The organism is Roseibium aggregatum IAM 12614, assembly GCF_000168975.1.
Classification (GTDB): Bacteria; Pseudomonadota; Alphaproteobacteria; order Rhizobiales; family Stappiaceae; genus Roseibium; species Roseibium aggregatum.
Map to the genome: position 1 here is coordinate 335,957 of NZ_AAUW01000002.1, position 23,187 is coordinate 359,143.

The following is a 23,187-nucleotide window of genomic DNA, read 5'->3' on the forward strand; positions in this document are numbered from 1 at the left end:
TGTCTTATTGTCCGGTATTCCCCATAGGTGCGCGCGGCGGCAGGGCTGAAAGCCCTTTGCAGTGCAAGCCACCTGAACAGTGCCTGGCTCTCTCCTTTCTTCGTCTTTGACGACCGTTGCTGGCGCGGCCGGTTAAAACAGCACCGACGCGTCGACGGTTGAATTTCTGCTTGCGGCATCGGCCCCGATGACGGCCAGCGCGGCCGTCAGGGCCGGGCCCATGAGCCGAGGCGCGAGTACCGCCGCAATATCCTGTGCATCGCCCGCCGTCATTGCCTTTGCCAGCGGCCGCCTCAACCGCCGCTCGAACACGCTGCGGGCACGCCGTGCGCCTTCTTCCGTGTCGGGATAGTCGGCGGCATAGGCCAATCGCCGCAACAGCGCCCTTGCGGTCGCAGGCGGGTCCTTTTCGGAAAGCAGGCTGTCCACCCGGGCTTCGAGCAAGATATCGCGCTCGCCGTTGCCCCAGTAAGGTGGCGGCGACCCGGGATAGGACCAGATACCACCGCTGAAACGCCGCCAGCGTTCGGCTGCGCGCGCGACCGTCGGCGCATCCGGAACCGCATTGAAAATCGCAAACGCCCCCGCCCAGTCACTGGTCAGGCCAAGCGCCCCCAGGATTTCCGGCCCCTCGATTTCGATATCGCTGGCGTAGCGCTCGAAACTGTCGAAAAGGTCGGGGGTGCCCAGCATCGCCAACGTTTCGTGCAGCCCGTCATAGAAGCCGCGCAGGAATTGCACCATGCGCGGGCTGTGCTGAATGCGTGCCAGAACGCTCAAGGGGGCAATTGCAGGGTTCATGCGGGCGATGGTGTGCTGGTCGGTGACGGGGTTTTGTTCCCCGGTCATGATCGCGAACCGCTCGGCGCGGTTTGAGCCCTGCCGGATGGCATCTGCCGGATAGTCAGAGATCTTCTCACCGAACCTGAAGACGGACATGGCAACCGGATCCAGGATCTCGACGTATTCCGACCGCCCTTCCTGGCTGGCCATGAGAGCGAATTCCAGTGCCCCCTTCAAGGCGATCCGGGAGCCTTCGGCGCGTGCCTGCCATGCAGAAGCTGCCTGTTTCTCGTCGTGGCGCAAGCGGGTGACAAGCCCGTCGAAATCCGCTTCCGCCTCGATTTCCAGCAGAACCAGCCTGTAAAGCCCGGGATCTTCTTGGGCCAACCGCTCCAGCAGGGATTTCGGCAATTTCCGCCAAAGGGACATTGCCCGTGCCCACTGGCCGGACAGCCAGAAATAGGCAAGCGTGGCGGCAGCCTCCGGACTGGTCGGCGCCGGATTTCGGGGAAAGGCATTGTTGAGCGTGAAGATGTGATCGGCCTCGAACACATCGCCGCGGCGAAGGGTCTGCTCGAGCTCACGGATCAGTTCCGGCTCGATTTCAGCTGGTTTTTCAGCTGACTTTCGGGCCGCAACCGGTTCTGCTGCCCCTTGCTCGGCGCTGCCGTAGCGCGCCCGGCGCGACCGCTGCCCGCGCTCCTGCAAGATGGCATTGGCTGCCGGAAGAGGAAGCTCGTCCAGTTCGTCATCGCTGAGGCCCGCAACATCGGCAGCGGTGAACGGAGGCATCGCATCCCCCGCCCGCGTTGCCTGAAAGGCGTGATAAAGAGCGGTCTCGCGGTCGATCCCGGCAAACCAGTTTGCCGCCGCCCGGTCTATCCCTGCGGCCAGTTCCGGCTTTTCGACATAAAGCATGGGCAGGATTTCCCGCCTCAGGTCGCTGCGATGTTTCAGCCAGTCCTGACCGTCGACGGCCACCAGCCAGTGATGGCTGCTGAGTTCCTGCCAGAGACGCTTTGAGGTCGCTTCATCGATGTCATCGCCAAGTTCGAGAGCCGGAGCCAGAACGAACTGGATCGCCTCGGCGCTGATCCGGCGAAGAACAAGACCGGGGTGCGCCAGCCTTGCCAGCAACGGGTCGTCAATGCGCGAGAGGATCGCCCGGTAGAGATAGGCTTCCGTGATGCTGCCAGCTTCGCCGTATTCCAGCTCGCCCGGATCGAAGTCCTCCGCCTGGGTTACTTTCGCCGACAGTCGCAACATAAGCGGATTGCCGCGCGAGAGTTCAAAGATCCTGTCGTGCAGGTCTGGCGGCGCACCCAGTTTGTCCAGCAGGTTGCGGGAGTCTGTCTCGCTCAAGCCGTTCAGCTCCAGCGGCAAGCCCTCGATGCGTTTTCGGACGGAATCGAGCGCATCACCCCGTCCGGCCGCGATGATCGAGATCGGAGACAGCCCTGCCCGCACCAGGTTGTCCAGAACCTCGAACAACAGAATGGGCCGGGTTTCGCCATGGCCGCGCAACACTTCGAGCGTATCCAGCACCAAGACGACCTGTCCGCCCTGCGACCGCACGGCAGCACCCATGGCATCCACCAGTTCAGTCGGCAGAAGGGTACTGCTGACCGTCGTGCCGGAGGTATCGGCACTGCCGGAATACTTGAGCCGGAGATCGCGCAGCCTTGGCGCTTCCTCGGTCAGGATGTCGCCCAACTGGCGGGAGAGTTCATGCACCAGCTTGTCGGGGTCTTCCAGGTTCAGCCCGCGCCGGTCGAAATCCAGTCGCAGAACGATCGGGGCCTTCTGCTGGGTCCTGTATTCCGCTATTGCCCGGTCGATCAGAAAGGATTTGCCGATGCCCGGCAGGCCGGTGATGAACAGGGCGCTGACAGGCGTTTTCTCCTGAGGCCGGTTGCACCAGTCAAGCAGGCGCGCCAGTTCCTTCTCGCGGCCGAAAAACTCCCGGCTCAGCATGGTCTGTGCCCGCCGCGCGGCATCCACGCGGTTCATGACACCGCGCAGGCGCACCAGCAGCGGATAGGCCGGCGCACTCGGCCCGGCCCGGTCCAGCTCATCCGATATGTCCTCGATCCGCTTGAGCTGGTCCTGGTTAGGCAGATCCGGAGTCTCGGCAATCAGCCGTTCGATGCTTTCCTGCGAGAAGGGTTCGTCGCCGCGCAGCGCTCTGGCGACAGACGTATCTTCCTCAGGCGTTTCGATGGTTTTGAGCACGCCGTGGCGCGCCCCGTTGCGCAGCGACCAGACCGGTCCGGAGGACACTTCCTGAACGACCTTGTTCAGTTCCGCCAACAGCCGGGCAATGGTCAGAGGCGTCAACTTGTCCTGCAGAACCTTGGAGGCCGCTTCCACCGCATCGCGCGGCGTGAAGGTCTTGCGCGTGGCGGCAAACCGCATTGCCGCCTTCAGGCCTTCCGTCAGTTGGTCGGTGTCCTTGCTCATGGCGCGCTCGCTCCTTCCGGCGGAAGTTTGTCCGCAAGGAACCTGCGCAAGTTTTCCGACACGGTCTTCACCTCCGAGCTGCGGTAGACCGTTCCCTGGCTTTCAACGCCAGCAAGTGCCTTGTCCAGAACATTGTTGACGACATCAACATCCAGGCCAAGTCCAAGGGACCGGTTGATCGCCTCCAGCGTGTAACGGACATCCTCGCGGTCGAACTGGCCGATATAATCCACCATCACCCCCGGCGCTGTCAGCGCGCTGGCATTTTCCGCCTTCGGGCCGGGCACGCTGTAGGTCTCCCCGCCAGCCATCACAAATCGCAGACGCGTATCGCTCAGGATCATTGCCAGCAGGAGTTCCAGTTGCTGCTGAGCCGCCTTGCGCAAGCCGCCGCGCGGGTTGTCGAAATAGATCCAGCCCGGTTTGTCTTCGGTTGCCCCGACCGCCTTGGCCAGACGATCCACGAGTTGCCTGGCGCGATCCTTGTCGCTTGCGCCTTCGCTGGTTTCATCATCTGCCGCTCCCGGCCGTGCCGTCAGCGGCATTCCGCCCTGCAATCGTTCATTCAACGTTTCGAGAAGGTCTTCCATCCCCAGAGACAGTTCGACCCGGAAAACCTGTGCCGATTGACCGTTCTGCGCGAGAACCTGACACAAGAGATCGTAGGAGAATTCCAGTCCTGTCGTCTGGTCGATCTCCATCCGCTTGATCCAGATCCCGCGCAAGTGCGGCGCAGCACCGCTCACGACATCGTGGATGGCATGACAATAACGTTGACGCCCGATAATGAGATGACCATCGACACGTCCCGTCAGGGAAAAGATGAAAGGCGGTGCCAGATCCTCGGCAATTGCCTTCAAAAAAGCATCGATGCCCGCGAAGATCGTATAAGGAACGATCCTGGACACACCATTCAGTTTGGCCTGGTGAAAGCCAACAAACTCTAGATCAGTGTTAAAGACCGATCCCCCCGATGAGCCGGGCCTGGTGACGCCGTCTTCCCATTCCAGTTCAATGCGCGGCGGATCATCGACTGTTGCCCGTCCGGTGACGAAAGTCACTCCTTTGCCTCTATCATCCTGTTTATGGCTCAGACAGAGCTTCTGCCGCCCGGTGCGCCATGGCAGAGGATTGGCCGGCAATTCGCAATAGCTCATCATTGGCTGTTCGATAGCGAGCAAGGCAACATCAGGATGGTCGCGCAGGATGTTGGCATCCTGAACACCACGATCCCATTCACAATCATGACAAGGCTTTTCGAAACGCACACCAAGCACGCGGATCAGCTTGTTTTCGTCCACCGTGCGCACCGTGAGACCGGTTCGGCGCTCCTTCTGTTGATCCTTGACCGTCACATGCCAGGCAGTCAGCGCCAGCCGGTGGGAAATAAGCGTCGCGACACCGCAAAGTCCGCCTTTGTCGTAAACAAAGAGCTTGAAGCCCAGCATCTTGTGCGCGAAAGCGCCAAGGTCTTTGAGGTCGAAATTGGCATCGTTGATCGGCTCAGTGGGCCGGGAGAGGTGATACATGAAATCCCAGCCGAGATTTTCGTCATTCAGAAAATCAGCCAGAAGATCTTCCAGGGGCTGCCCGGTGATGTCCACCGTGCTGCGCAAGGCGTCCAGCGTCATCAGGGAATCCGTGAAACCCTGAACCCGGCGCAACACCCTGTCGACGACGGCCTCGTCGTCCTCCAAAAACGGCTTCAGCTCTGCTCCGGTTACCGGCATGATCAAACACCGTGTCGAGAAATGTTAAAACAATGGAGCCTGTTTCTTTGGGCCGGTAGGCCTTTCAGCAATCGGCAATCGACAGAGAATATGCGTTTTGCCGGTCAAAATAAGGCCGACCACACACTCTCACAGGCTGCAAAATACATTCAAACACAATTATAGCGATTTTCCAGAGAAGATAAACGCATAAGTATACACCACCCCACAAGCCGCAATACCCTAAGACGCCAGAGTTCAAAAGCGGCAGCCTTGCGATGTTTCAAAGCTGAGAGACAAAAAGCGGCGGACGGTCGTGCCGTTCGCCGCAGGATCAAGTTTCGCCGGTCTTTGATTGAACAGCACCGTTAGACGGCGGTTACCTGCCTTGAGGAAAGCTCACACCTAGAGCACCATCATTCCGATGAAGACCATCACAATGGCCAGCACGCTCCAGGCCATCAGTTCCTGGACTTGTGATTGGCGGGATCTGACTTCATTCCAGGTGCGGGTCTGCAGAGCGTGTCTCAATCCGAACTGCGACCGGTTGGTGGAAGCCTCCGACACGTGACTGAACCGGTCGCGCAGCTCCGCCGCCCGGCGGGCACCACGGTCTTCGTTTATCGTCCGATACCTCAATTGCATGTGTATCCTCCGTATATGCCTGTGTGGCTGAAACGGAGGTAAGAAGCAAAAAGGGCCTTTGCAAATGACGGATTTTTAATCTTTCGCCAACCGGTGCCCCACGACGCAAGCGCACCGGCTGGTGCGGAAAAGCGGAACCGAAGCCACCTCAGGCGGCAGACAGTTCCTTTTCCTTGGCCTTGTCTTTTTCCTTGCCTTCGGCCTCGGCGGCTTCATCCCCGTCGGTGTCGAAATCGGCTTCATGTTCCGGATCGTTGTCGACGGAGATCGACAGGTTCTTTTCCACCTGCCGAAGCAGCTTGCGCAGTTTCTTGCGGTCCTTGTCCTCCAGTCCGGACATGGCTTCCCGCTCAAGGCGCTTCCAGGCCTTGTCAACCGATAGCACAAGCTCGCGGCCGATATCGGTCAGATAGACACGGGCAAGACGGCCGTCCGTATCGGAGACCTGACGGCGGACATACCCCTGGCTGGAGAGCCGGGTCACCATCTTGGTGACGGTGGGCGGCTGCACACCGAGCGCGAGAGCCAACTGGCTCATCGTGCGTCCATCCGTATCCGCCAGCACCTTCAGCACCAGTTCCTGGCCAGGGTGCAGTCCGATCCGCATAAGATGCGACCCGGACCGGGCCCGCTGCGCCTTCGCGGCCTGAACCAGGCGGAACGTTATGCTTTTCTTGTAATTGAAAGCCATCGCTGCAACCCCGTCTTCCAGTCAACTCGAATCACGTTCATCAATGATGCGGCGGAACCCTAGCGGGAGTATTTAACCGTCAAATGACAATCGACCGGCAAAAGTCGATTTTAACGACACTGCGCAGACTTGCCGCCTGTTATCCAGCTAACTTTTGACACATCGGCCCTTCAAAGCGCGTCGGCGGGTTCCAGTGCTCCGTGCAGCGCGCCGGACACCTCGCGGCAATATTGACTGTATTCCGGAGACGTCCGGAAACTGTCTTCCCGCGGATAAGGCGCATCGATATCCAATTCGCGGATGACCCGTCCCGGACGGGACGCCATCACAACGATGCGGCTGGAGAGATAGACGGACTCGAACACCGAATGCGTCACGAAAAGCACGGTCCAGCCGAAGGTCTTCTGCAGTTGAAGCAGATCATTGTTGAGCTTGAACCGTGTGATCTCGTCGAGCGCGGCGAAGGGTTCGTCCATCAGGAGAACCTTTGGCCGGGTGACAAGCGCCCGGGCAATCGAGACCCGCATCTTCATACCGCCGGAAAGCTGGCGGGGAAAATCTTCGGCGAAATCGGCAAGACCGACGGTCGCGAGCGCTTCCATGACACGGTCTTTTGCCGCCTGCCGGGAAACGCCCTTCAGCCGGAGCGGCAGCCAGACGTTGGAAAAGACCGTGGCCCACGGCATCAGGGTCGGCTCCTGAAAAACGAACCCGAGCTCGTGCTCGCCATGCCCGCTGCGCTCCGCCGGCCAGGAAACCGTGCCGAAAGAAGGGCCGGACAGTCCGGCGATAATCCGGAGCGCACTCGACTTGCCGCAGCCCGAAGGCCCGAGCAGGGACACGAACTCACCCTCGCGCACATCCAGCGAGAAATTCTCGAGCGCGGTCGTACCGTTTTCGAAAACCTTGCCGATCCCGTTCAGGGATACGACAACAGGGGCCTTGTTCAGTGACGTCATATGATCGCTCCCGGCTTTCCTGTTGTGTGAACCGCCTCCGCAGCGTCCGTCAAGACTTGACCTTGAGCGCCCCTGCAAGCATCGGAATGGCAACCGTCAGTACCGCGACGGTGACGAAAGACGCCCTGAGCGACAGATAGTCGCCAACGAAACCAAGCAGCGGCGGCCCGAACAGAAAGGCCCCGTAACCAAGCGTGGCAACAGCTGCAAGAGCTGCCCCTTTCGACATGTGCGGATCGCTGGCCGCCCGGGACATGGCGAGCGGAAACAGCACGGCATAACCAAGGCCCATCACGAAACATCCTGCCCAGACCGACCACAGACCGGCTCCGGAGACCAGCAGAATGCATCCAAGCAAGGCTACGATACCGCTCGCGCGTGCTGTCCGCACCGGTCCGAAACGGGCAATCACCTTGTCACCAGACAAGCGCATGATCACCATGGCAACTGAGAAGATCGTGAAGGCGGCCGGCGCAACCGATTGGGAAATGCCAAGATCCTCGATCTGATAGAGCGCCGCCCAGTCCGTCACCGCACCTTCGCCAAGCGCGGCCACCAGAGCCATCAGCCCGACCAGCACAAGAGCGCCCTTGGGCAAGGCAAACAACGGCGCCTTGCCGCCATCTTCGCTGTGCGCCTGGACTTGCGGCCAGGCCTGACGCCAGTACCAGACGAGGAACGGTGCCGCGACAACGCCCCAGAGCACAAAATGCGACAGGACGCTCAGCCCTGCCATGATCGCAAGCCCGCCGGCCAGCGCGGCGACGCCTGCACCCAGGCTGTAAAGCCCGTGATAGGAGGACATGATCGGGCGCTCCAGCGCCTTTTCCACTTCAGCCCCCCAGCCGTTCATGGAAATGTCCAGCGCGCCGATGCAGAGACCAGCCAGAAACAGGGCTGCGGTCAACAAGGTCACGTTGGGCGCAAGCCCGATCAGAACGAAACTGACGATGTTGGCAACCGCCAGCAGCTTGGTCATGGGGGCAGCCCCCAGACGGTCGATCAGCATTCCCGTGACCGGAAAGGCGACAAAGGCACCACAAGCCATCACAAGCAGGAGAATGCCAAAGCCGCTTTCGTCCATTCCGGTTGCGGATTTGATATCGGGAATGCGCGAGGCCCACGTCCCGATACTGCTACCGCACATGAAGAAGATTGCCGAAACGACGCGGCGCGCAGCAATGGCTTGGCGCTGGATTGAAACTGACATGAAGCTAACATTTTCTGGGAGGGCAACCGCCCGAAAGGGAACCGCCTTTCTGTCACGCACACGCCAGCCTGACAAGCACCAATCCGGGCGAAAGCAACCGCCAGTTATACCTGTTCGCGTGATGGCAGGAAAAGTTTGCGGTACGCCACGCTGCCCGTTAGCAGCCCAGGATATTCGCTTACGTATTCAGACCGAAGAGCCGGGACTGGATTTCACTGGTTCGCTGGACGGCGGACTGATAAGCGGAAATGGCAGCAGCGGTTTCAGCATTGGCCCTGTCGCCCCCCGCTCCACCCGAGCCTTCGTCCCCCTTTTCACTCGCAGCTCCGTCAGCGCTCTCCCCACCTTTGGCGTCATCCGGGCCGGCAAGGTCCCTGTCGGGACCCGTTGCGGCATCGACGTCCCCATCGCCATCATCGCCGGACAATTCTTCCGTCTTCTTCTGCCGCACCTCGGCCTGCGCTTCGGAAATCTGCGCTCTTGCCTGCTGCGCCACTTTCAGGTCCTGAGAGGACGGATCGGCCGGCGCGGTGGCTGCCCGAATGACGATCTGCATCTTGCGGATCGTCGCTTCAGGTGTGCGCTCCTTGGAGGTATCGATCTGAACCTCGCCGCCTATGGCATACCGCTTGCCGTCCGGACCCTGCTGAAAGGTATAGCTGGGCGCCCCGGCGTGAGCGCCACCGACACGGGCATGAGCCTGCTCATGGGCACGAACTTCCTGGTCGCGCTGCTTCAGCTTATCGACCTGTTTTTCCTCGGCCTGGTCGAGACCGTCACCATCGGGGTCTTCGTCCTTGGCGCCTTCGTCCTGTGCCTGACCGGCACCGTTGCCGGCAGCTTCAGCCTCCGCGTCTGCGCCTTCACCAGTCGGTGCCGCATTTGCGGGACTGCTGGTCTCGGCATCTCCGCTTGCGGAAGTATTGGATGCGGGCGCCAGGCGGGATCGGCCCGGCGCATCGGCGGAACCGTCTGCTTCCTGCAATGCGATCACGGCTTGCGCAGTCAGGATCGGTGTGTTGCCGGAGCGGGTCGCAATTGCCTGGGCATTTGCCTGGCTTGAGCGTGCAGAAGCCTGGTCCCGGCCAGGGGTGTTTTCCCCCGAACCAGGATCGCGCTCGGCCGCGACACCGTTTCCTCTCAGGATCGTCGCCGGCGTATTTGACAGAATTGCGCCGATCATGGCGCCTACTCTCCCGCAAAGACGTCAGCAATTTCTAAACACCGGTTAAGAAACCGGGATCATAACTTCGTGAAGATCGGCCAGCATCAAGGTCTCTCCTCCACCGCCCCTTGCCTGTCTGAAGGCGCTATGCGAAGGAGAAACCAACGTAGTTTCAAAGCGGAAGAGACCGATGCTGCCCAAGCCGTACTGGCAAGATATGACGACGCTCGACTTCCAGTCTCCCGGCGTTGAAGACTGGATCGCGGTGTTGCCCGTGGCAGCCATTGAACAGCACGGCCCGCATTTGCCGTTGTCGACGGACACGACGATTGCCGAGGGGCAAATTCAGCGCGTTCTGGAGCTTCTGCCGGACGGTCTGCCGGTTACCTTCCTGCCGGTTCAGGCTGTCGGCAAATCGGACGAACACATCTCCTCCCCCGGCACGTTGACGCTTGCCTGGGACACGGTCACGCGCTGCTGGCTGGAACTGGGCGAAAGCGTCGCCCGTGCCGGAATCCGCAAGCTTGTGCTGATCAATTCCCACGGTGGCAACGTGCCTGTTCTGGACATTGTGGCCCGGGAACTTCGTGTGAAGCACGGCATGTTCGTGACCGCCACCAACTGGCTACGTTTCGGTCAGCCCGACGGGCTCTACGCAGACGAGGAATTCACCTACGGCATTCATGGCGGCGACATCGAAACCTCGCTGATGCTGCATCTGCGCCCGGATCTTGTCCGAATGGAGCTTGCGGCCGACTTTCCCTCGCAACAGCAAAGCTACCTCAAGGAATTCAAGCATCTGCGCGGACACGGCAAGGCCCAATACGGCTGGAAGGCGCAAGACCTCAACGAGACGGGCGCGCTCGGCAACGCCGCGCTCGCAAGCGCTGAAAAAGGACGCCAGTCGCTTGACCATGCGGCACGTGGCTTCATCGAACTGCTTGAGGACGTCAGAAGCTTCGATCTGGAAAGGCTCTGGTCACCGCCACGTTAAGGCGGACCGGAAACGGCCTTGAAGGTGCGGCGGCAGCTCTATCTTACGTAAAGGTAACAACCTAAAACGGTAATATCCCAATATTACGGATTTAATATCAGTAATATTCGCATTAAATGAGCTAAACCCACAATAATACACAACAAATTTCCGCATGTATTGACCTGAACCTATTTAGGCGACACACTAATCCATGTAGAGATTTGGGAGGGCGGTTCCCGCGGAACCATGAATCTTTCTATTCGGCAGCTAGCGACCTTTCGAGAGGTCATGCGGAGTGGCTCCATTTCCGAAGCTGCGCGCACGCTTGGCCGAACGCAACCTGCCGTAAGCTCCACCATTGCCGGCCTTGAAACAGAGCTTGAACTGAAGCTGTTCGTGCGCGAACAGGGTCGGCTGGTGCCGACACCGGAAGCAGAATTCTTTCTGGAAGAAGCCGAAGCCATCCTGAAGCGGCTTGAAATCTCCAAACGCACCCTGCGCGGCCTCGCCAACCGGGAACACGGACAGTTGCGGATTGCCGGCATTCCGGAAGCGACCGCCGACTTCCTGCCCAACAGCCTGGCGCATTTCATCGCCGACAAGCCAAGCGTCAAGGTTGCCCTGGCAAGCAGAACCTCAGCCGAAATCGAAGAACTGATAGCCGCACAGCAATTCGACATCGGTTTTGCCGAAACTCCGCGGGCCCGCAACTCTTTCGACCAGATCGATTTCGAGCTGGAATGCATGTGCGCAGTGCCCGCGACCGACCCCTTGGCTTCCATGGAAGTCATCACACCGAACGAACTGGATGGATACCCGCTGGCGCTGCTTCATTCCGAGCATCGCAGCCACCGCCAGACACTCGCCCGCTTTCGCGATGCCGGCGTCCGGTTCAACCAGCGCTTCGAGCTTCAGACAGCCTGGCCCGGCCTCCGCTTCGTTGAAGCAGGCCTTTGCGCGCTCATCTGCGACATGATCACGGCCTACAAGGCCCAGGAAAAAGGCCGCCTTGGCATGGGGCCGCCCATGATCGTCTTTCGCCCGTTCCGGCCGCGCATTCAAAACAGCCTGTCGATCCTGACACCGACACACCGGCCAATTTCCATCGTCGCGAAGGATTTTTGCGAGTTTCTTGGCACCGAGGTGGAAAGCATCCGCACGTCCATGATCAAACGGGCGGTCTGACAGTCTGCCGGAAAGGCAAAACTGGCCGGATGAACGTAATCACTGGGGCGTTTTATCGATCTACCCGCTGCAAACGGCTGACGGCGATGGCGCCGTCAGACAGGCTGCGTTTCGCGTTTTTCTGGCGTTATCACGCGGCCGATGGGGCTGGCACAATTCTGGAAGGTACACCCGTGAGCGAACAACGCACTGCAGGTGCAGCGACAGATCAGGATAGACCGGCATCCGGACACCCGTTCGTTTGCAAACGGGCGTCCGGACGGTCAGTCTTGCACCGTGTCAGGCGGTTGCGTTGTGAAAAATCGCGCTGTTGGCAGCAACGATAGCAACCGCGTTGGTGCGGTTTTTCGCCCCGAGACGGGTGATGGCATTGCGGATGTGCGCCTTGACGGTCGCAATCGACACATCCAGCTCATAAGCAATCTGCTTGTTCACCTTGCCTTCGCACAGCTTCACCATGATTTCGAGCTGGCGCGGCGTCACCAGGTCGGTGAGATTGATCGGCCAGCGGATGCCTGCGGCAAACGGGCCGGTGCTACCATTGACTGTGGAACTTGTCGGCAATGCGAAATGAGCGGTCATCACTATGTTCCTTGGGTTTGTTTTCCTCCGTGGTGGCAGGACTTTTCATGATTACCCGGCTATTGTAAAATGTTAAATAGCATACTGCATATTGTTAAAGTTTTGCAATTTGATCGTGGAGACAGTCGAGCGTGAGCAAAAAACTCTATTCCGGCCACACCTTGAGGCAAATCCGCTCCGATTTCGGCCTGTCTCAGGTAGAGTTTGCCAAGAAGATCGGCCTGTCCACCGCCTATGTGAACCAGATCGAAAACAACAACCGCCCGGTCACCGCATCGGTGTTGCTAACGATTAACAGGATTTTCGGCGTCGACCTGTCCGCCTTCGAACAGAACGATCTCGACCGTGTGGTGCAGGATCTTCAGGAAATCTTCGCCGACACCCAGTTTCTGACGGCCTCCGTCGGCCGGCAGGAAGTGCATGAACTTGTGTCACGGGCTCCTGGCGTCACCAAGGCGATCATGGATCTCTATGGGGCTCTGCGAACCTATCATGACCGGGAAGCGAACGAGGACGATCTGGTCCAGCTCGGCGGCAGCCCCGAAAGCGGTCCCGGCCCCCGAAAATCGGCCTACGAAGAAGTCCGCGACTACTTCCACTACATGGACAACTACGTCGATTCTATCGACCGGGCGGCTGAGAAACTGTCTCTGGAAATCGGCCTTTCCAAAGCCCCCTCCAAGTTCGCCGCCCTCACCGCCTGGCTGAAGGAGCGCTTCGGCATAACGGTGAAGGAATTTCCCGAGTATCGCGGCACCCTGATCCGTCAGGACGATTTCGCCCGCACCATCACCCTTTACAGCGCCACGCCGCAGTCGACCAAAAGCTTCCTGCTCGGCTCTGTCATCGCGGAACTCTGCGTGCGCGACCTCATTTCCGAAGAGGTCGCCAAGGCACGGTTCAAGACCAAGTCGGCCGAAAGCATCGCGCGGCTCGCGCTCAGGAACTATTTCGCCGGCGCCTTGATCCTGGCCTATGACGATTTCCTGAAAGCGGCCGCGGAAACCCGGCACGATATCCAGCTCCTGTCCAACCGGCTGGATGCCAGCATCGAAACCGTCTGCCACCGCCTGTCGACGCTGCAGCGCCCGGGCGCCAAGGGCCTGCCGTTTTACTTCGTCAAGATCGACCGGGCCGGCAATGTCGTCAAACGCCACAGCGCAACCCGGTTCCAGTTCGCCCGCTTCGGCGGCTCCTGCCCGCGCTGGAACGTGCATCAGGCCTTCGAGCAGAACTCCAACAAGTTTACCTCGCAGGTCGCCCAGATGCCGGACGGGGTGCGGTACCTTTGCGTTGCAACCAGCATCACGAAGCACCAGCCGGACTATCGCAGCGGCGAGCGCCGCTACGCGCTCGGCATCGGCTGCGAGGTGCAATATGCCGATGCCGTGGTCTATGCCGACGGTCTCGCCGTCGACGAAATTGCCTCGCCCGAACCCATCGGCGTCAACTGCCGCATCTGCCCACGCGACAATTGCGACCAGCGCGCTTTCCCCGCCGTCGACAAGGAACCCTTCATCGACTCCGGCCAGCGCGGCATTGTTCCCTATCGTGTGAAGGCCGCCGATTAAGGTTGGTTTTCAGGAGTTTGGGGCACTGACAGACCGACACGGACCGCCGCCAGACCCCCCTCTCCCTCATCCTGAGGAAGCGCGCTAGCGCTGTCTCGAAGCAACCATGTTTTTAGGTGCTCATCGGCTGCCATTCCCTATTGTCCCTGACCATTGCGTTGAGGATGGTCAGGAGTTTCCTGGAGCAGGCGATGATTGCCTGTTTCTTGCCTGTTCCACCTTTGATGAGGCGTTCGTAGAAGGTTTTGATGATGGGGTTGTGGCGTGCCGCTGACAGGCTTGCCATGAACAGCATCTTGCGCACCTTGGCCCTGCCGCCGGCGATCCTGCGTTGCCCCCGCATCATGCCACTGTCTCTGGCGAAGGGCGCGACGCCAACCAGGGCAGCAATGGCCCGCCGCGAGACCTGCCCCAGTTCGGGCAGGAACGCCAGGAGGCTGACGGCGGCGACCGGCCCGATGCCCGGAACGGCCCTGAGCTGGTCATAGCGCTGGCTCACCTCGGCCTTTTCGCGAATGCAGCTCTGGATCATGCGGTCCAATTCCGCAAGCTTGGCCTCTATCGTCTCCAGTATATCCCGGTGCATGCGCTCCAGATCAGCATCGTCATTGAGGCCGAGCTGATTGCGCAGCCGGGTCTTCTCGGCAACAAAGCTGTCCCGAGCAGAGGCATAGCGCGCAAGCTTCGCCTCGACGTCGCCCGGACGAGGAGCCGACGGCGGATCAAACACCTGCGCATAGTGGGCCAGAACGGCTGCATCCAGCCGGTCGGTCTTGGCCAACCGACTACCGGCCTTGGCAAAGTCCCGGGGGCGGGCCGGATTGACCACACAAACATGGTACCCCTGCTGCTGCAGCGCCTGCACCGCCTTGCGTTCATAGACACCCGTCGCCTCAAGGACCACGCGCTCGACTGGATGGGATGACAACCATCCCTCAAGAGCCGCATGGCCGTCACCATCATTGGGAAACCGCTGGCTTTTGCCGACTGGCAGAACATGCACATCCAGCGCTGCCTTCGACACATCAATTCCGACAAAGTGCTTGGTCTCGTCCATCTGTCCCTGCCTTATCTACGCACTCTTGCGCGAGCAACCATTCGGGATAAGTTGGAAAGTGGACCGGGAACCTGGCTTCGAACGGACTTGCCGAGTACCCAGGATGGTACGGTCTCCGGCCCACTTGGGAGGGCAGCAACCGGCCCTCCCAAGACCAATCTAATCAAATCTCAACAGATAAGGATGGGCGGCATGCTCGGCATCCGGACGCCCATCCTTCGAGACGGACCTCGCGGTCCTCCTCAGGATGAGGGAGAGAGAGGAGGCAGCTCCCTTAAATCAGCCACCCTCAAGCCCGTCGTTCGGCGCGGATCATGTCCGCTGCCTTTTCCGCGATCATCACCACGGGCGACGCCGTATTGCCCGAGACGATCTTCGGCATGATCGAGGCATCGATTACCCGAAGCCCGTCGAGCCCGCGAACCTTGAGCTGGGGATCGACCACGGACTGCTCGTCCACCCCCATGCGGCAGGTGCCGACCGGGTGAAAGATCGTGGTGGCGATATCGCCGACCTTTTTAAGAAGGTCCTCATCGCTATCGACCTTCGGCCCCGGCAGGATCTCCTCTGGCTGATACCTCTGCAAGGCCTTTGCCGTCATGATCTGCCGCGCCTGCTTCACGGATTTGACGGCAACGATCTTGTCCTTTTCCGACGACAGATAGTTCAGCCTGATATCGGGCTGCTGTGCGGTATTCCGGCTCTGGATATGGCTCGAGCCGACGCTTTCCGGACGAAGGTTACACACCGACACCGTGATAGCCGGGAACGGATGCAGCGGATCGCCCAGCTTGTCGGTCGAGAGCGGCTGGACGTGATATTCGAGGTCCGGCGTTTCCAGCGAGGGGTCTGACTTGGTGAACATGCCGAACTGGCTGGGCGCCATCGACATGGGCCCGGATCGCATCAACCCGTATTGAAGCGCAATCGAGGCTTTTCCGAACAGGCTGTTGGCCATGGTGTTCAAGGTCTTGGCGTTCTTGACCTTGTAGACTGTTCGGATCTGCAGGTGATCCTGCAGGTTCTCGCCCACACCGGCCCGTTCATGTTTCAGCTCGATACCGTACCGGGACAGCACGTCGCCGCTGCCGATGCCCGAAAGCTCCAGGAGCTTGGGGGAATTGATCGCACCGGCCGCCAGCAGAACCTCTCGCTCCGCCCGCGCGCTCATCTCCTGCCCCTTTACGGTGAAGGTCACCCCCACTGCCCGCTTGCCCTCCAGCAGGATCGATTTCGTTTCCGCGTGGGTGATGAGACGCAGGTTCGGTCGCTTCAGAGCAGGCCGAAGGAAGCCCTTGGCCGTATTCCAGCGCACGCCGCCATTCTGGTTGACCTCGAAGAAGCCACTGCCTTCGTTGCTGCCGTCGTTGAAATCCGCACGTGGCTCGACGCCGAACTCCTGCGCCCCTTTCTGCACGGCTTCCAGGATTTCCCATTTCAGGCGCTGCCTGGAGACCTTCCATTCGCCACCACTGCCATGCAAACCGGACTTGCCGGCATGATGGTCTTCCGATTTCAGGAAGTAGGGTAGCACATCGTCCCACGACCACCCGGCATTGCCGAGCTGACGCCAGTGATCGTAATCCGCCGCCTGACCGCGCATGTAGATCATGCCGTTGACCGAGGTGCAGCCACCCAGAACCTTGCCGCGCGGATAGACCAGGCTACGCCCGTTGAGGCCCGGCTCGTTGGCTGTCTTCATCATCCAGTCGGTGCGTGGATTGCCAATGCAAAAGAGATATCCGACCGGGATATGCACCCAGTGGTAATTGTCCGAGCCGCCCGCTTCCAGAAGCAGAACCTTGACCGAAGGATCCTCGCTGAGCCGGTTGGCCAGAACGCAGCCGGCCGTTCCGGCCCCGACGATCACATAATCGTACGTTCCCTCAAGTGAAGTCGGACCGCTCATGTCGTTTCCCGTTTCCTGCCCATTTCCCGCCCACAGTCTTTCGCGCTGCGGTCCAAACATCGATGATCTGCGTCATGCCGGACAGGTCAATCTCATGAAATGTCCGGACGCATGCCGGTGCGGTTTCGCCCGACTGTTTTTCTCACAGTAGAACATCCTGGCGTCTCGGCAATTCCCCCAAGAGGACTATTGGTCCACCGCCTGCATTTCCGCCCAGATGGGCCGCAGGGCATCCGTCAGCTTGCAATAGGTCCGGTAGCGCCGGTCGTAATGCGGCTTCATTGCCTCATCCGGCAGGTATTCCCTGTGCGCTCTGGTCATGGCGGCAACCGCCGCCTCATAGTCGGCAAACAGACCGGCACCGACACCGGCCCCGATCGCCGCGCCCAGCGCCCCCGTCTCGCGGGCCTCGGCAACGGTGATCGGCACACCCATGCAATCGGCGAACATCTGCGGCCAGACCGGACTGCGCGCCCCGCCCCCCGAAAGCACCGCCCGGTCGAAGCTGACCCCGGTTCGCCCGAGCACCTCGATATGGCGGCGATGCTCGAAGACAACCCCTTCGAACAAGGCCCTGAGCAGATGCCCTTCGGTATGCCAGCCCGCCAGACCATAGACGCCGGCACGAAAATCCGCCCCGAGCCTGGAGCCATAAAGGAACGGGTGAAAGAACGGGTCGTCTGCAGCAGGTGCAATCTCCGCAATCCGGGCATTGCAATAGCCGAATGGATCGTCGTGATGCTTGCCCCGCTCCACCAGCTCCCGGACATACCATTCCAGATTGGCGGCTGATGTTGCGCTGGATTCGATATTGACGAAACGGCCGGGTGCAAAGCCGGAAGCCATGAACATGGCCTTGTCGACAATCGGTGCTTCCGAAAACACCTGGTTGATGCTCCAGGTGCCGGCAATGATCGAGGCTTCGCCGGGATGGATGACGCCGGACCCAAGCGCGCTGGCAATTACATCGAAATAACCACCGACAACAGGCGTTCCTTCCTTCAGTCCGGTCGCGTTCGCGGCTTCTGCCGTAATGTGACCGGCGGTTTCCACCGGCTCGACCAGACGCGGCAACAGCGTTTCGGCCTCGCCAAGGCCGTAGAGAGCCAACAGCTCAGTGTCGTAACAATTGTCCGGCAGGCGCAACAAACCGCAGCCCGACATGTCGGAAATATCGCTGACGCGGTCTCCGGTCAGCTTGAAGGTGATGAAGTCCTTGCACAGGAGCACGGTTCCGGCCCGGACATAAAGATCCGGCCGGTTGTCCTTGATCCAGGCAAGCAGCGTCGGTGTCTGCGATGGCCAGGGCTCCTGCAGGCACAGGGCATGCAGCCTGTCGCCATTCGCCTCGCGCAGCTTGCCTGCATGATCCGCCGCGCGTGTGTCCAGCGACTGGATGCCGAGCAGCGGTTCATGGTTCTTGTCCAGCAGATAAAGACCGTTGCCGTGCCCGGCGCACCCCACCGCCGCGATCTGCGACGGCGCAACGCCTGCACTGTCGAGGCAATCGCGGATCACCGTTTGCGCATTGCGCCACAACTCGCCGAGATCGCGTTCCACATGGCCGGGAGCGGGCGAAAACGATTGCCCGTCCAGCGCGCTCATCGCCACCTGACGGCCCGCCAGATCGAACAGGACAGCCTTGATCACGGTGTTGCCGGCATCGAGCCCCAGCAGATAGATCCTGTCGTCAGCCACGGTTATAGATGTCCCACGCTTCGTCGCCGCCAGCACCGTTGTGGATCATCGCCATCAGCGCTGCAACCACCGCCTTCGGATTGTCGTGCTGATAGATGTTGCGGCCATAGACCATGCCCTTGGCACCCTGACGCATAAGCGCAGCGGATTTGTCGAGAACGGCCTTCAGATCTTCCTTGCCGCCGCCACGCACCAGAACCGGGACCCGCGCCGCTTCCACCACCCGGTGGAAGTCCTCCGCGTGCTCGGTCGGGTCCGCCTTGATGATGTCGGCTCCCATCTCGCTTGCCAGCCGGACAAGGGTCACGATCTTGTCTGCGTCGCCATCGACCTGATAGCCACCGCGAATATCATTCGGCAACATCACCAGCGGCTCGATCATCAGCGGCATGCCGTATTTGTGGCAGGCAGCGCGCACCCTGGAGATATTCTCCACGCATTGGCGGAACAGCTCGGGCTCGTCCGGCAGCATGAACAGGTTCACCACCACGCAAGCCGCATCCATCTCCAGCGCGCCGATAATCGGCTCGTCGGCATTTTGCAACATCGACCACATCACCCGGTGGCGCTGGTCGTTATACGGGTTGCCCATGTCGATGCGCATCACCAGCGCGGGCTTGTCTTTCTCCGGACGCGACTGCAACAGGTCCGCCTGGCCATAGGCCATCTGGATCGCATCCGGGCCGGCCTTCACCAGGGTGTCGACGACACCGGCCATATCTTCCAGACCAACCAGGAAGCTCGGTTCGTTGCACACGCCGTGATCGACGGCAACATCCAGACAGCCGCCGTGGGTGAACATCCGGTTCATCCGGGCTTTCGGGCTCAAACGCATATTCTGCTCCTGCTCATGTTTTCGTTTCGGCGGCCGTCAAGGGTGACGCCGTGATAGGTGGAAAGGTCTTCAATCAGCCGGTCGCGCTGTTGCTCGCGCTCCTCCTCGGACCAGCCGAGTTCTTCACCGGCGACAGCAGCCAGCTTGTCGAGCAGGGCCTCGCTCAAAAGCCCTCTGATGGCGAGTGTGGTCCGCCGCAGGACGATGTCGGCGAGGGTCACCACATTTTCATGCTGCGCGAGAAAGGCGACTTCCGCTGCCGTTATCTCTGTGTCGGAGCCGAGCGCCTCGTCGTCCGCTCGTTCCTGACAGAAAGCCAGGAGCTCCAGCGCCGCTGTACCGTAAGTCTCGGCAAGGTGAGCTGCCCGTTTCGGGCCGATCCCGAATTTCGCAGCAAGGTCACGCTCCAGGATCGCGGCCTTTTGCGGAAAGTTCCTGCCACCACCAATGGGAAGCTTCAGCGTGTCGACTTTCCGCGTCCGGCCGAGTTCGCCGAGCACCTCGTCCGCCGCCTGTTCGGCAAAGGCACGGAATGTCGTCCACTTGCCGCCAATCATGCAGATCTGCGGTACGGGACCATCGATGCGCGTGGTAAAATGGCCTCTGGAAATCCGGCCGGTGAAATCATGGTCGCTCTTCGGCAACGGCCGAATGCCGCTGTAACTGAAAACGACATCATCCGCGCTGAAGTCGATCTCCGGAAAGACGAGGCGAAGCGAGCCCAGGATATAGGCTTGCTCTTCCGGCTCGCAGCGCACGCGTTCAGCCGTCTTGACGCGAATATCGGTCGATCCGGCCAGCACCTTGCCGAAGAACGGAAAGACGATGCAGACCCGGCCATCCGAATTCTCGAAATAGACCATATGTCCGCCAAGCGCCTTTTCCAGCGCCGGATTGTCGAGAATGAGATGAGACCCCTTGGTGCCCGACACCAGCCGTTCGTGGCTGGCATTGCCGGCAAGCTCATCGATGGCATCGTCCAGCCAGGCACCTGTCGCGTTGACGATGATCTTCGCCGAGATTTTCTCGCTGCGCCCGCTTGCTTCGTCGCGCAGGAGGAAGCCATCCCCGTCGGGCTCAAGACAGGCATAATTGAGGGCAACACACTCCGGCGCCGTTTCTTCCACTTCTCTGACCAGTTCCAGCCCCAGCCGCTCCGGGTGGCTGATCCAGGCATCGTGGTAGGTCGCCGAGCAGCGAATGGCACCGGTGAGGCCCGGCCAGGTCTCGCGGGTTGCCTGTGCGCCCCGAAACTCATGCTTCGGCAACAGCCGGCGTTTGCGGGTCACCCAATCGTAGAGCGTCAAGCCGAGCTTGATCGGGACCGCCCCCCGGCTGGCGGGCTGGCCGGAAAAACCGAAGAAGCTTGCCGCGCTGTTCAAGAGCCCGGAGAAGAGCGAACCGATGGGAATGACCGTCGGTAGCGGATGGACCAGATGAGGTGCATTGACCAGCAGCGCGTCCCGTTCGCGCAAGGATTCGCGCACGAGGTCAAACTCGCCGTTTTCCAGATAGCGCAGTCCCCCGTGGATCATGCGCGACAGGGCAGAGCTGCATCCTGAACAAAAGTCGTTGCGTTCCACCAGCAGCACCCTGACACCCTGCAGTGCCAGATCCCGGTAGACCCCGATCCCGTTGATACCGCCGCCCACGACAACGGCATCGAAGGCGCCGTCACGCGCGACGCGGTCCCATTTTTCCTGCCGTTGTTCGGACATGCCTTCCCCGTTCACCGGACGGATGTCCGGTGCCCTTTCCAATTTCACGTGTCACAATCTCTTAAGCGGCGAGGTCCGTCAGATGTGTCGCGGCGGCGGTGCCGATGACCCCGATTTCTTCACGCGTCAATCTGAGACGCCCTGCCTTGGCATTTTCCCGCGCCTGATCCGGATCACGCGCCCCGCACAGGGAAAAGGTTATGCCCGGCTGCTGCAGCGTCCAGGCAATCACCACCTGGGCCTTGGTCGCGCCGTGGGCCTCCGCAATCGGTGCAATCGCGTCCATCAGCCGGGCGACCTTGCGACGGTTCTCGACCGAAAAGCGCGGATTGTCCTTGCGCTGGTCATCGCCTTCAAACGTCCGGTCCGGGCCGATCTTGCCGGTCAGAAGACCCAGCGCGAGCGACGAATAGCTCAGCACCGAGACCTTTTCCTGAAGACAGAGCGGCACATGGGTTTCCTCGATGTCGCGCTTGATCATCGAATATTCTTCCTGGATGGCGTCCAGTTGCCCGGCAGCCAGATAGGCTTTCACATCGTCGACTGTCGTGTTGCTGGCCCCGATGGAGCGGATCTTGCCCTGAGCCTTCAGGGTCTCCAGCGCTTCCATGGTTTCGGATATCGGCGTTGTCGGGTCTTGCCAGTGGGTGATGTAGTGATCGATGTAATCGGTCCCGAGCCGCTTCAGGCTCTGCTCCACTTCATAGACGATCGCATCCTTGCCGAGATACCGGTGCACCGGCTTGCCGTCGTAATCGAAAAAATGATTGCCCTTCTGAGTGTGCCAGACGAGACCGCATTTGGTTGCCAGCACCACCTTGTCGCGGCGGCCTGCAATCGCCTTGCCGACGATCTCCTCCGACAGCCCCTGGCCATAGGCCGGCGCGGTGTCGATCAGGCTGACGCCTTCGTCGATGGAGGCCTGGATTGCGGAAATCGACTTCGCCTCATCAGTGCCGCCCCACATCCAGCCGCCAATGGCCCAGGTGCCGAGCCCGATAGCCGACGCATTTATGTTTGAGCGTCCGATCTCGCGTGTCAGCATTTCATGCAACATTCTGTTTGCCTTCCATGGTTGCAAGGACCGCCCCTGCGGTGTCCTCGTCCAAGATGAGTGAATTCAGATAGTTTCCGTTGAGGACCGCCCGGATCGGCCAGATCTTCTCGTCGCCCGATGTCACTCCGATAACGCGCTTGAAGCGCCGCAGCTCCTCCGGTGCCAGGGCAACCAGCCGCGAATTGAGCGCGTAGTCGGCAACCGTCCCGTCCTGGCGCATCAGGTAGGCCAGAAATTCGGCGCTGACGCCGCTGCCAATCAGCATCTTGCGGTCCGATTCCGGCATCGGGTGCAGGTCGTAGTAGCTCGACCCGGGCGCTGCGATGGAGCCGATGCCGACCAGAGCAATGGTCGCCTGCCGCGCCAGATCCAGAACCTGCCGGATGGAGGCCACCTCCATCAGCATGTCGCGCTGTTCCCGGCTTTCGGCAAAGAGCGGCGCATGAAGCTGCAGCGCGGTGCCGCCCAGTTTCTCGGCCATCAGGCTGGCCTGATGGTTGACGTCCGTGTGGTACTTGCCCTGCACCCCGCCGGTCAGCGGCACCACGGTGACGTCGAACTTCCGGTCCGTCTCGATGTTCTGCACCACCGCACCGACCGCCTTGCCGCCCGTGATCGCGATGATATCGCCGTCGCGGATAGTCTCCACCAGATGATTGGCGGCGGCCAGGCCGACCTGCTTCAGCGTCGTGTTCGGGCTGCCCTCGACGGACGAGGTGACCAGTGCCTTTGAGAGCGGCGTCGCCTGCTCCAGCAGATGCTCCAGATCCGTCAGCCGCTGGAACGGGTTTTCGATATCGATCTTGATCATGCCCATCTTGCGGCCCTGGGTGATCAGCCTGTTGACCTTCGAGGTCGACAGGTTGAGCAGCTCGGCGATCTCCGACTGTTTCTTGCCTTCCAGGAAATGCAGCACAAGGACCGTATGCATCTGGCGCATCAGCTCGATATCGTTTTTCTTGTCCGCCATCGGATTG

The 23,187-nt window shown here is 60.6% G+C and carries 18 protein-coding genes; 3 read left to right on the forward strand and 15 right to left on the reverse strand.

From position 1 onward, the window contains the following. Window positions 1–132: 132 nt before the first annotated feature. The 7 genes from SIAM614_RS04035 to SIAM614_RS30425 form a co-directional block, all read right to left on the reverse strand. Window positions 133–3,243, reverse strand: a complete 3,111-nt coding sequence (locus tag SIAM614_RS04035; protein ID WP_006932312.1) for an ATP-binding protein — start codon at window positions 3,241–3,243, stop codon at window positions 133–135. Next, entirely contained in the window at window positions 3,240–4,973 is a 1,734-nt protein-coding gene (locus SIAM614_RS04040; RefSeq protein WP_006932314.1) for a S1 family peptidase, read from the reverse strand. The genes SIAM614_RS04035 and SIAM614_RS04040 overlap by 4 nt, the downstream gene beginning before the upstream one ends. Before the next feature lie 384 nt (window positions 4,974–5,357). Further along, the gene (locus SIAM614_RS04045) at window positions 5,358–5,597 is read right to left on the reverse strand and encodes a hypothetical protein (protein WP_006932316.1); all 240 of its coding nucleotides are present in this window, start codon (window positions 5,595–5,597) and stop codon (window positions 5,358–5,360) included. Window positions 5,598–5,745: 148 nt separating this feature from the next. Further along, complete coding sequence (locus SIAM614_RS04050) at window positions 5,746–6,288, reverse strand: MarR family winged helix-turn-helix transcriptional regulator (RefSeq protein WP_006932318.1); 543 nt, start codon at window positions 6,286–6,288, stop codon at window positions 5,746–5,748. Between the two features lie 170 nt (window positions 6,289–6,458). Next, complete coding sequence (locus SIAM614_RS04055; protein WP_006932320.1) at window positions 6,459–7,247, reverse strand: ABC transporter ATP-binding protein; 789 nt, start codon at window positions 7,245–7,247, stop codon at window positions 6,459–6,461. A gap of 49 nt (window positions 7,248–7,296) precedes the next feature. After that, window positions 7,297–8,457, reverse strand: a complete 1,161-nt coding sequence (locus SIAM614_RS04060) for an MFS transporter (protein ID WP_006932322.1) — start codon at window positions 8,455–8,457, stop codon at window positions 7,297–7,299. A gap of 178 nt (window positions 8,458–8,635) precedes the next feature. After that, window positions 8,636–9,640: a putative metalloprotease CJM1_0395 family protein gene (locus tag SIAM614_RS30425; RefSeq protein ID WP_006932323.1), complete on the reverse strand. Its 1,005-nt coding sequence runs from the start codon at window positions 9,638–9,640 to the stop codon at window positions 8,636–8,638. A 172-nt stretch (window positions 9,641–9,812) separates the two neighbouring features. On the opposite strand from SIAM614_RS30425, the gene SIAM614_RS04070 reads away from it, so the two are divergent. Beyond that, entirely contained in the window at window positions 9,813–10,616 is an 804-nt protein-coding gene (locus SIAM614_RS04070) for a creatininase family protein (RefSeq protein ID WP_006932324.1), read from the forward strand. 228 nt (window positions 10,617–10,844) lie between these two features. Beyond that, a complete protein-coding gene (locus SIAM614_RS04075) occupies window positions 10,845–11,783 on the forward strand; it encodes a LysR substrate-binding domain-containing protein (RefSeq protein ID WP_040439098.1) in 939 nt (312 codons plus the stop codon). A gap of 279 nt (window positions 11,784–12,062) precedes the next feature. Here SIAM614_RS04075 and SIAM614_RS04080 read toward each other — a convergent pair whose 3' ends face one another. Continuing rightward, window positions 12,063–12,365, reverse strand: coding sequence for a helix-turn-helix domain-containing protein (locus SIAM614_RS04080; protein WP_050789312.1), 303 nt, complete (start codon window positions 12,363–12,365; stop codon window positions 12,063–12,065). A gap of 131 nt (window positions 12,366–12,496) precedes the next feature. On the opposite strand from SIAM614_RS04080, the gene SIAM614_RS04085 reads away from it, so the two are divergent. Further along, window positions 12,497–13,936 carry a helix-turn-helix domain-containing protein gene (locus SIAM614_RS04085; protein ID WP_006932329.1) on the forward strand — a complete coding sequence of 480 codons (1,440 nt, stop codon included), beginning with the start codon at window positions 12,497–12,499 and terminating at the stop codon, window positions 13,934–13,936. A 112-nt stretch (window positions 13,937–14,048) separates the two neighbouring features. On the opposite strand, the gene SIAM614_RS04090 is transcribed toward SIAM614_RS04085, so the two are convergent. From SIAM614_RS04090 to SIAM614_RS04120, 7 genes are all read right to left on the reverse strand, one after another. Beyond that, on the reverse strand, window positions 14,049–14,993 hold the full coding sequence (locus tag SIAM614_RS04090; protein ID WP_006932330.1) for an IS110 family RNA-guided transposase: 945 nt from the start codon (window positions 14,991–14,993) through the stop codon (window positions 14,049–14,051). Window positions 14,994–15,282: 289 nt separating this feature from the next. After that, window positions 15,283–16,902 carry a GMC family oxidoreductase gene (locus SIAM614_RS04095; RefSeq protein ID WP_040439246.1) on the reverse strand — a complete coding sequence of 540 codons (1,620 nt, stop codon included), beginning with the start codon at window positions 16,900–16,902 and terminating at the stop codon, window positions 15,283–15,285. A gap of 186 nt (window positions 16,903–17,088) precedes the next feature. Continuing rightward, complete coding sequence (locus tag SIAM614_RS04100; RefSeq protein WP_006932332.1) at window positions 17,089–18,600, reverse strand: FGGY-family carbohydrate kinase; 1,512 nt, start codon at window positions 18,598–18,600, stop codon at window positions 17,089–17,091. After that, window positions 18,593–19,435 carry a class I fructose-bisphosphate aldolase gene (locus tag SIAM614_RS04105; RefSeq protein WP_040439101.1) on the reverse strand — a complete coding sequence of 281 codons (843 nt, stop codon included), beginning with the start codon at window positions 19,433–19,435 and terminating at the stop codon, window positions 18,593–18,595. The genes SIAM614_RS04100 and SIAM614_RS04105 overlap by 8 nt, the downstream gene beginning before the upstream one ends. Beyond that, window positions 19,426–21,153: a glycerol-3-phosphate dehydrogenase/oxidase gene (locus SIAM614_RS04110; protein ID WP_040439251.1), complete on the reverse strand. Its 1,728-nt coding sequence runs from the start codon at window positions 21,151–21,153 to the stop codon at window positions 19,426–19,428. Before SIAM614_RS04110 ends, SIAM614_RS04105 begins: the two co-directional genes overlap by 10 nt. 61 nt (window positions 21,154–21,214) lie before the next feature. Next, window positions 21,215–22,210 carry an aldo/keto reductase gene (locus SIAM614_RS04115; protein WP_006932335.1) on the reverse strand — a complete coding sequence of 332 codons (996 nt, stop codon included), beginning with the start codon at window positions 22,208–22,210 and terminating at the stop codon, window positions 21,215–21,217. Further along, on the reverse strand, window positions 22,200–23,180 hold the full coding sequence (locus SIAM614_RS04120) for a sugar-binding transcriptional regulator (protein ID WP_006932336.1): 981 nt from the start codon (window positions 23,178–23,180) through the stop codon (window positions 22,200–22,202). Before SIAM614_RS04120 ends, SIAM614_RS04115 begins: the two co-directional genes overlap by 11 nt. Window positions 23,181–23,187: the final 7 nt, after the last annotated feature.

Coding starts and splice junctions, on each gene's coding strand:
- SIAM614_RS04045 (WP_006932316.1), bottom strand. CDS start 5,597: ATGCAATTGAGGTATCGGACGATAAACGAAGACCGTGGTGCCCGCCGG.
- SIAM614_RS04050 (WP_006932318.1), bottom strand. CDS start 6,288: ATGGCTTTCAATTACAAGAAAAGCATAACGTTCCGCCTGGTTCAGGCC.
- SIAM614_RS04120 (WP_006932336.1), bottom strand. CDS start 23,180: ATGGCGGACAAGAAAAACGATATCGAGCTGATGCGCCAGATGCATACG.
- SIAM614_RS04110 (WP_040439251.1), bottom strand. CDS start 21,153: ATGTCCGAACAACGGCAGGAAAAATGGGACCGCGTCGCGCGTGACGGC.
- SIAM614_RS04105 (WP_040439101.1), bottom strand. CDS start 19,435: ATGCGTTTGAGCCCGAAAGCCCGGATGAACCGGATGTTCACCCACGGC.
- SIAM614_RS04040 (WP_006932314.1), bottom strand. CDS start 4,973: ATGCCGGTAACCGGAGCAGAGCTGAAGCCGTTTTTGGAGGACGACGAG.
- SIAM614_RS04035 (WP_006932312.1), bottom strand. CDS start 3,243: ATGAGCAAGGACACCGACCAACTGACGGAAGGCCTGAAGGCGGCAATG.
- SIAM614_RS04075 (WP_040439098.1), top strand. CDS start 10,845: ATGAATCTTTCTATTCGGCAGCTAGCGACCTTTCGAGAGGTCATGCGG.
- SIAM614_RS04060 (WP_006932322.1), bottom strand. CDS start 8,457: ATGTCAGTTTCAATCCAGCGCCAAGCCATTGCTGCGCGCCGCGTCGTT.
- SIAM614_RS04115 (WP_006932335.1), bottom strand. CDS start 22,210: ATGTTGCATGAAATGCTGACACGCGAGATCGGACGCTCAAACATAAAT.
- SIAM614_RS04095 (WP_040439246.1), bottom strand. CDS start 16,902: ATGAGCGGTCCGACTTCACTTGAGGGAACGTACGATTATGTGATCGTC.
- SIAM614_RS04070 (WP_006932324.1), top strand. CDS start 9,813: ATGCTGCCCAAGCCGTACTGGCAAGATATGACGACGCTCGACTTCCAG.
- SIAM614_RS04090 (WP_006932330.1), bottom strand. CDS start 14,993: ATGGACGAGACCAAGCACTTTGTCGGAATTGATGTGTCGAAGGCAGCG.
- SIAM614_RS04055 (WP_006932320.1), bottom strand. CDS start 7,247: ATGACGTCACTGAACAAGGCCCCTGTTGTCGTATCCCTGAACGGGATC.
- SIAM614_RS30425 (WP_006932323.1), bottom strand. CDS start 9,640: ATGATCGGCGCAATTCTGTCAAATACGCCGGCGACGATCCTGAGAGGA.
- SIAM614_RS04080 (WP_050789312.1), bottom strand. CDS start 12,365: ATGACCGCTCATTTCGCATTGCCGACAAGTTCCACAGTCAATGGTAGC.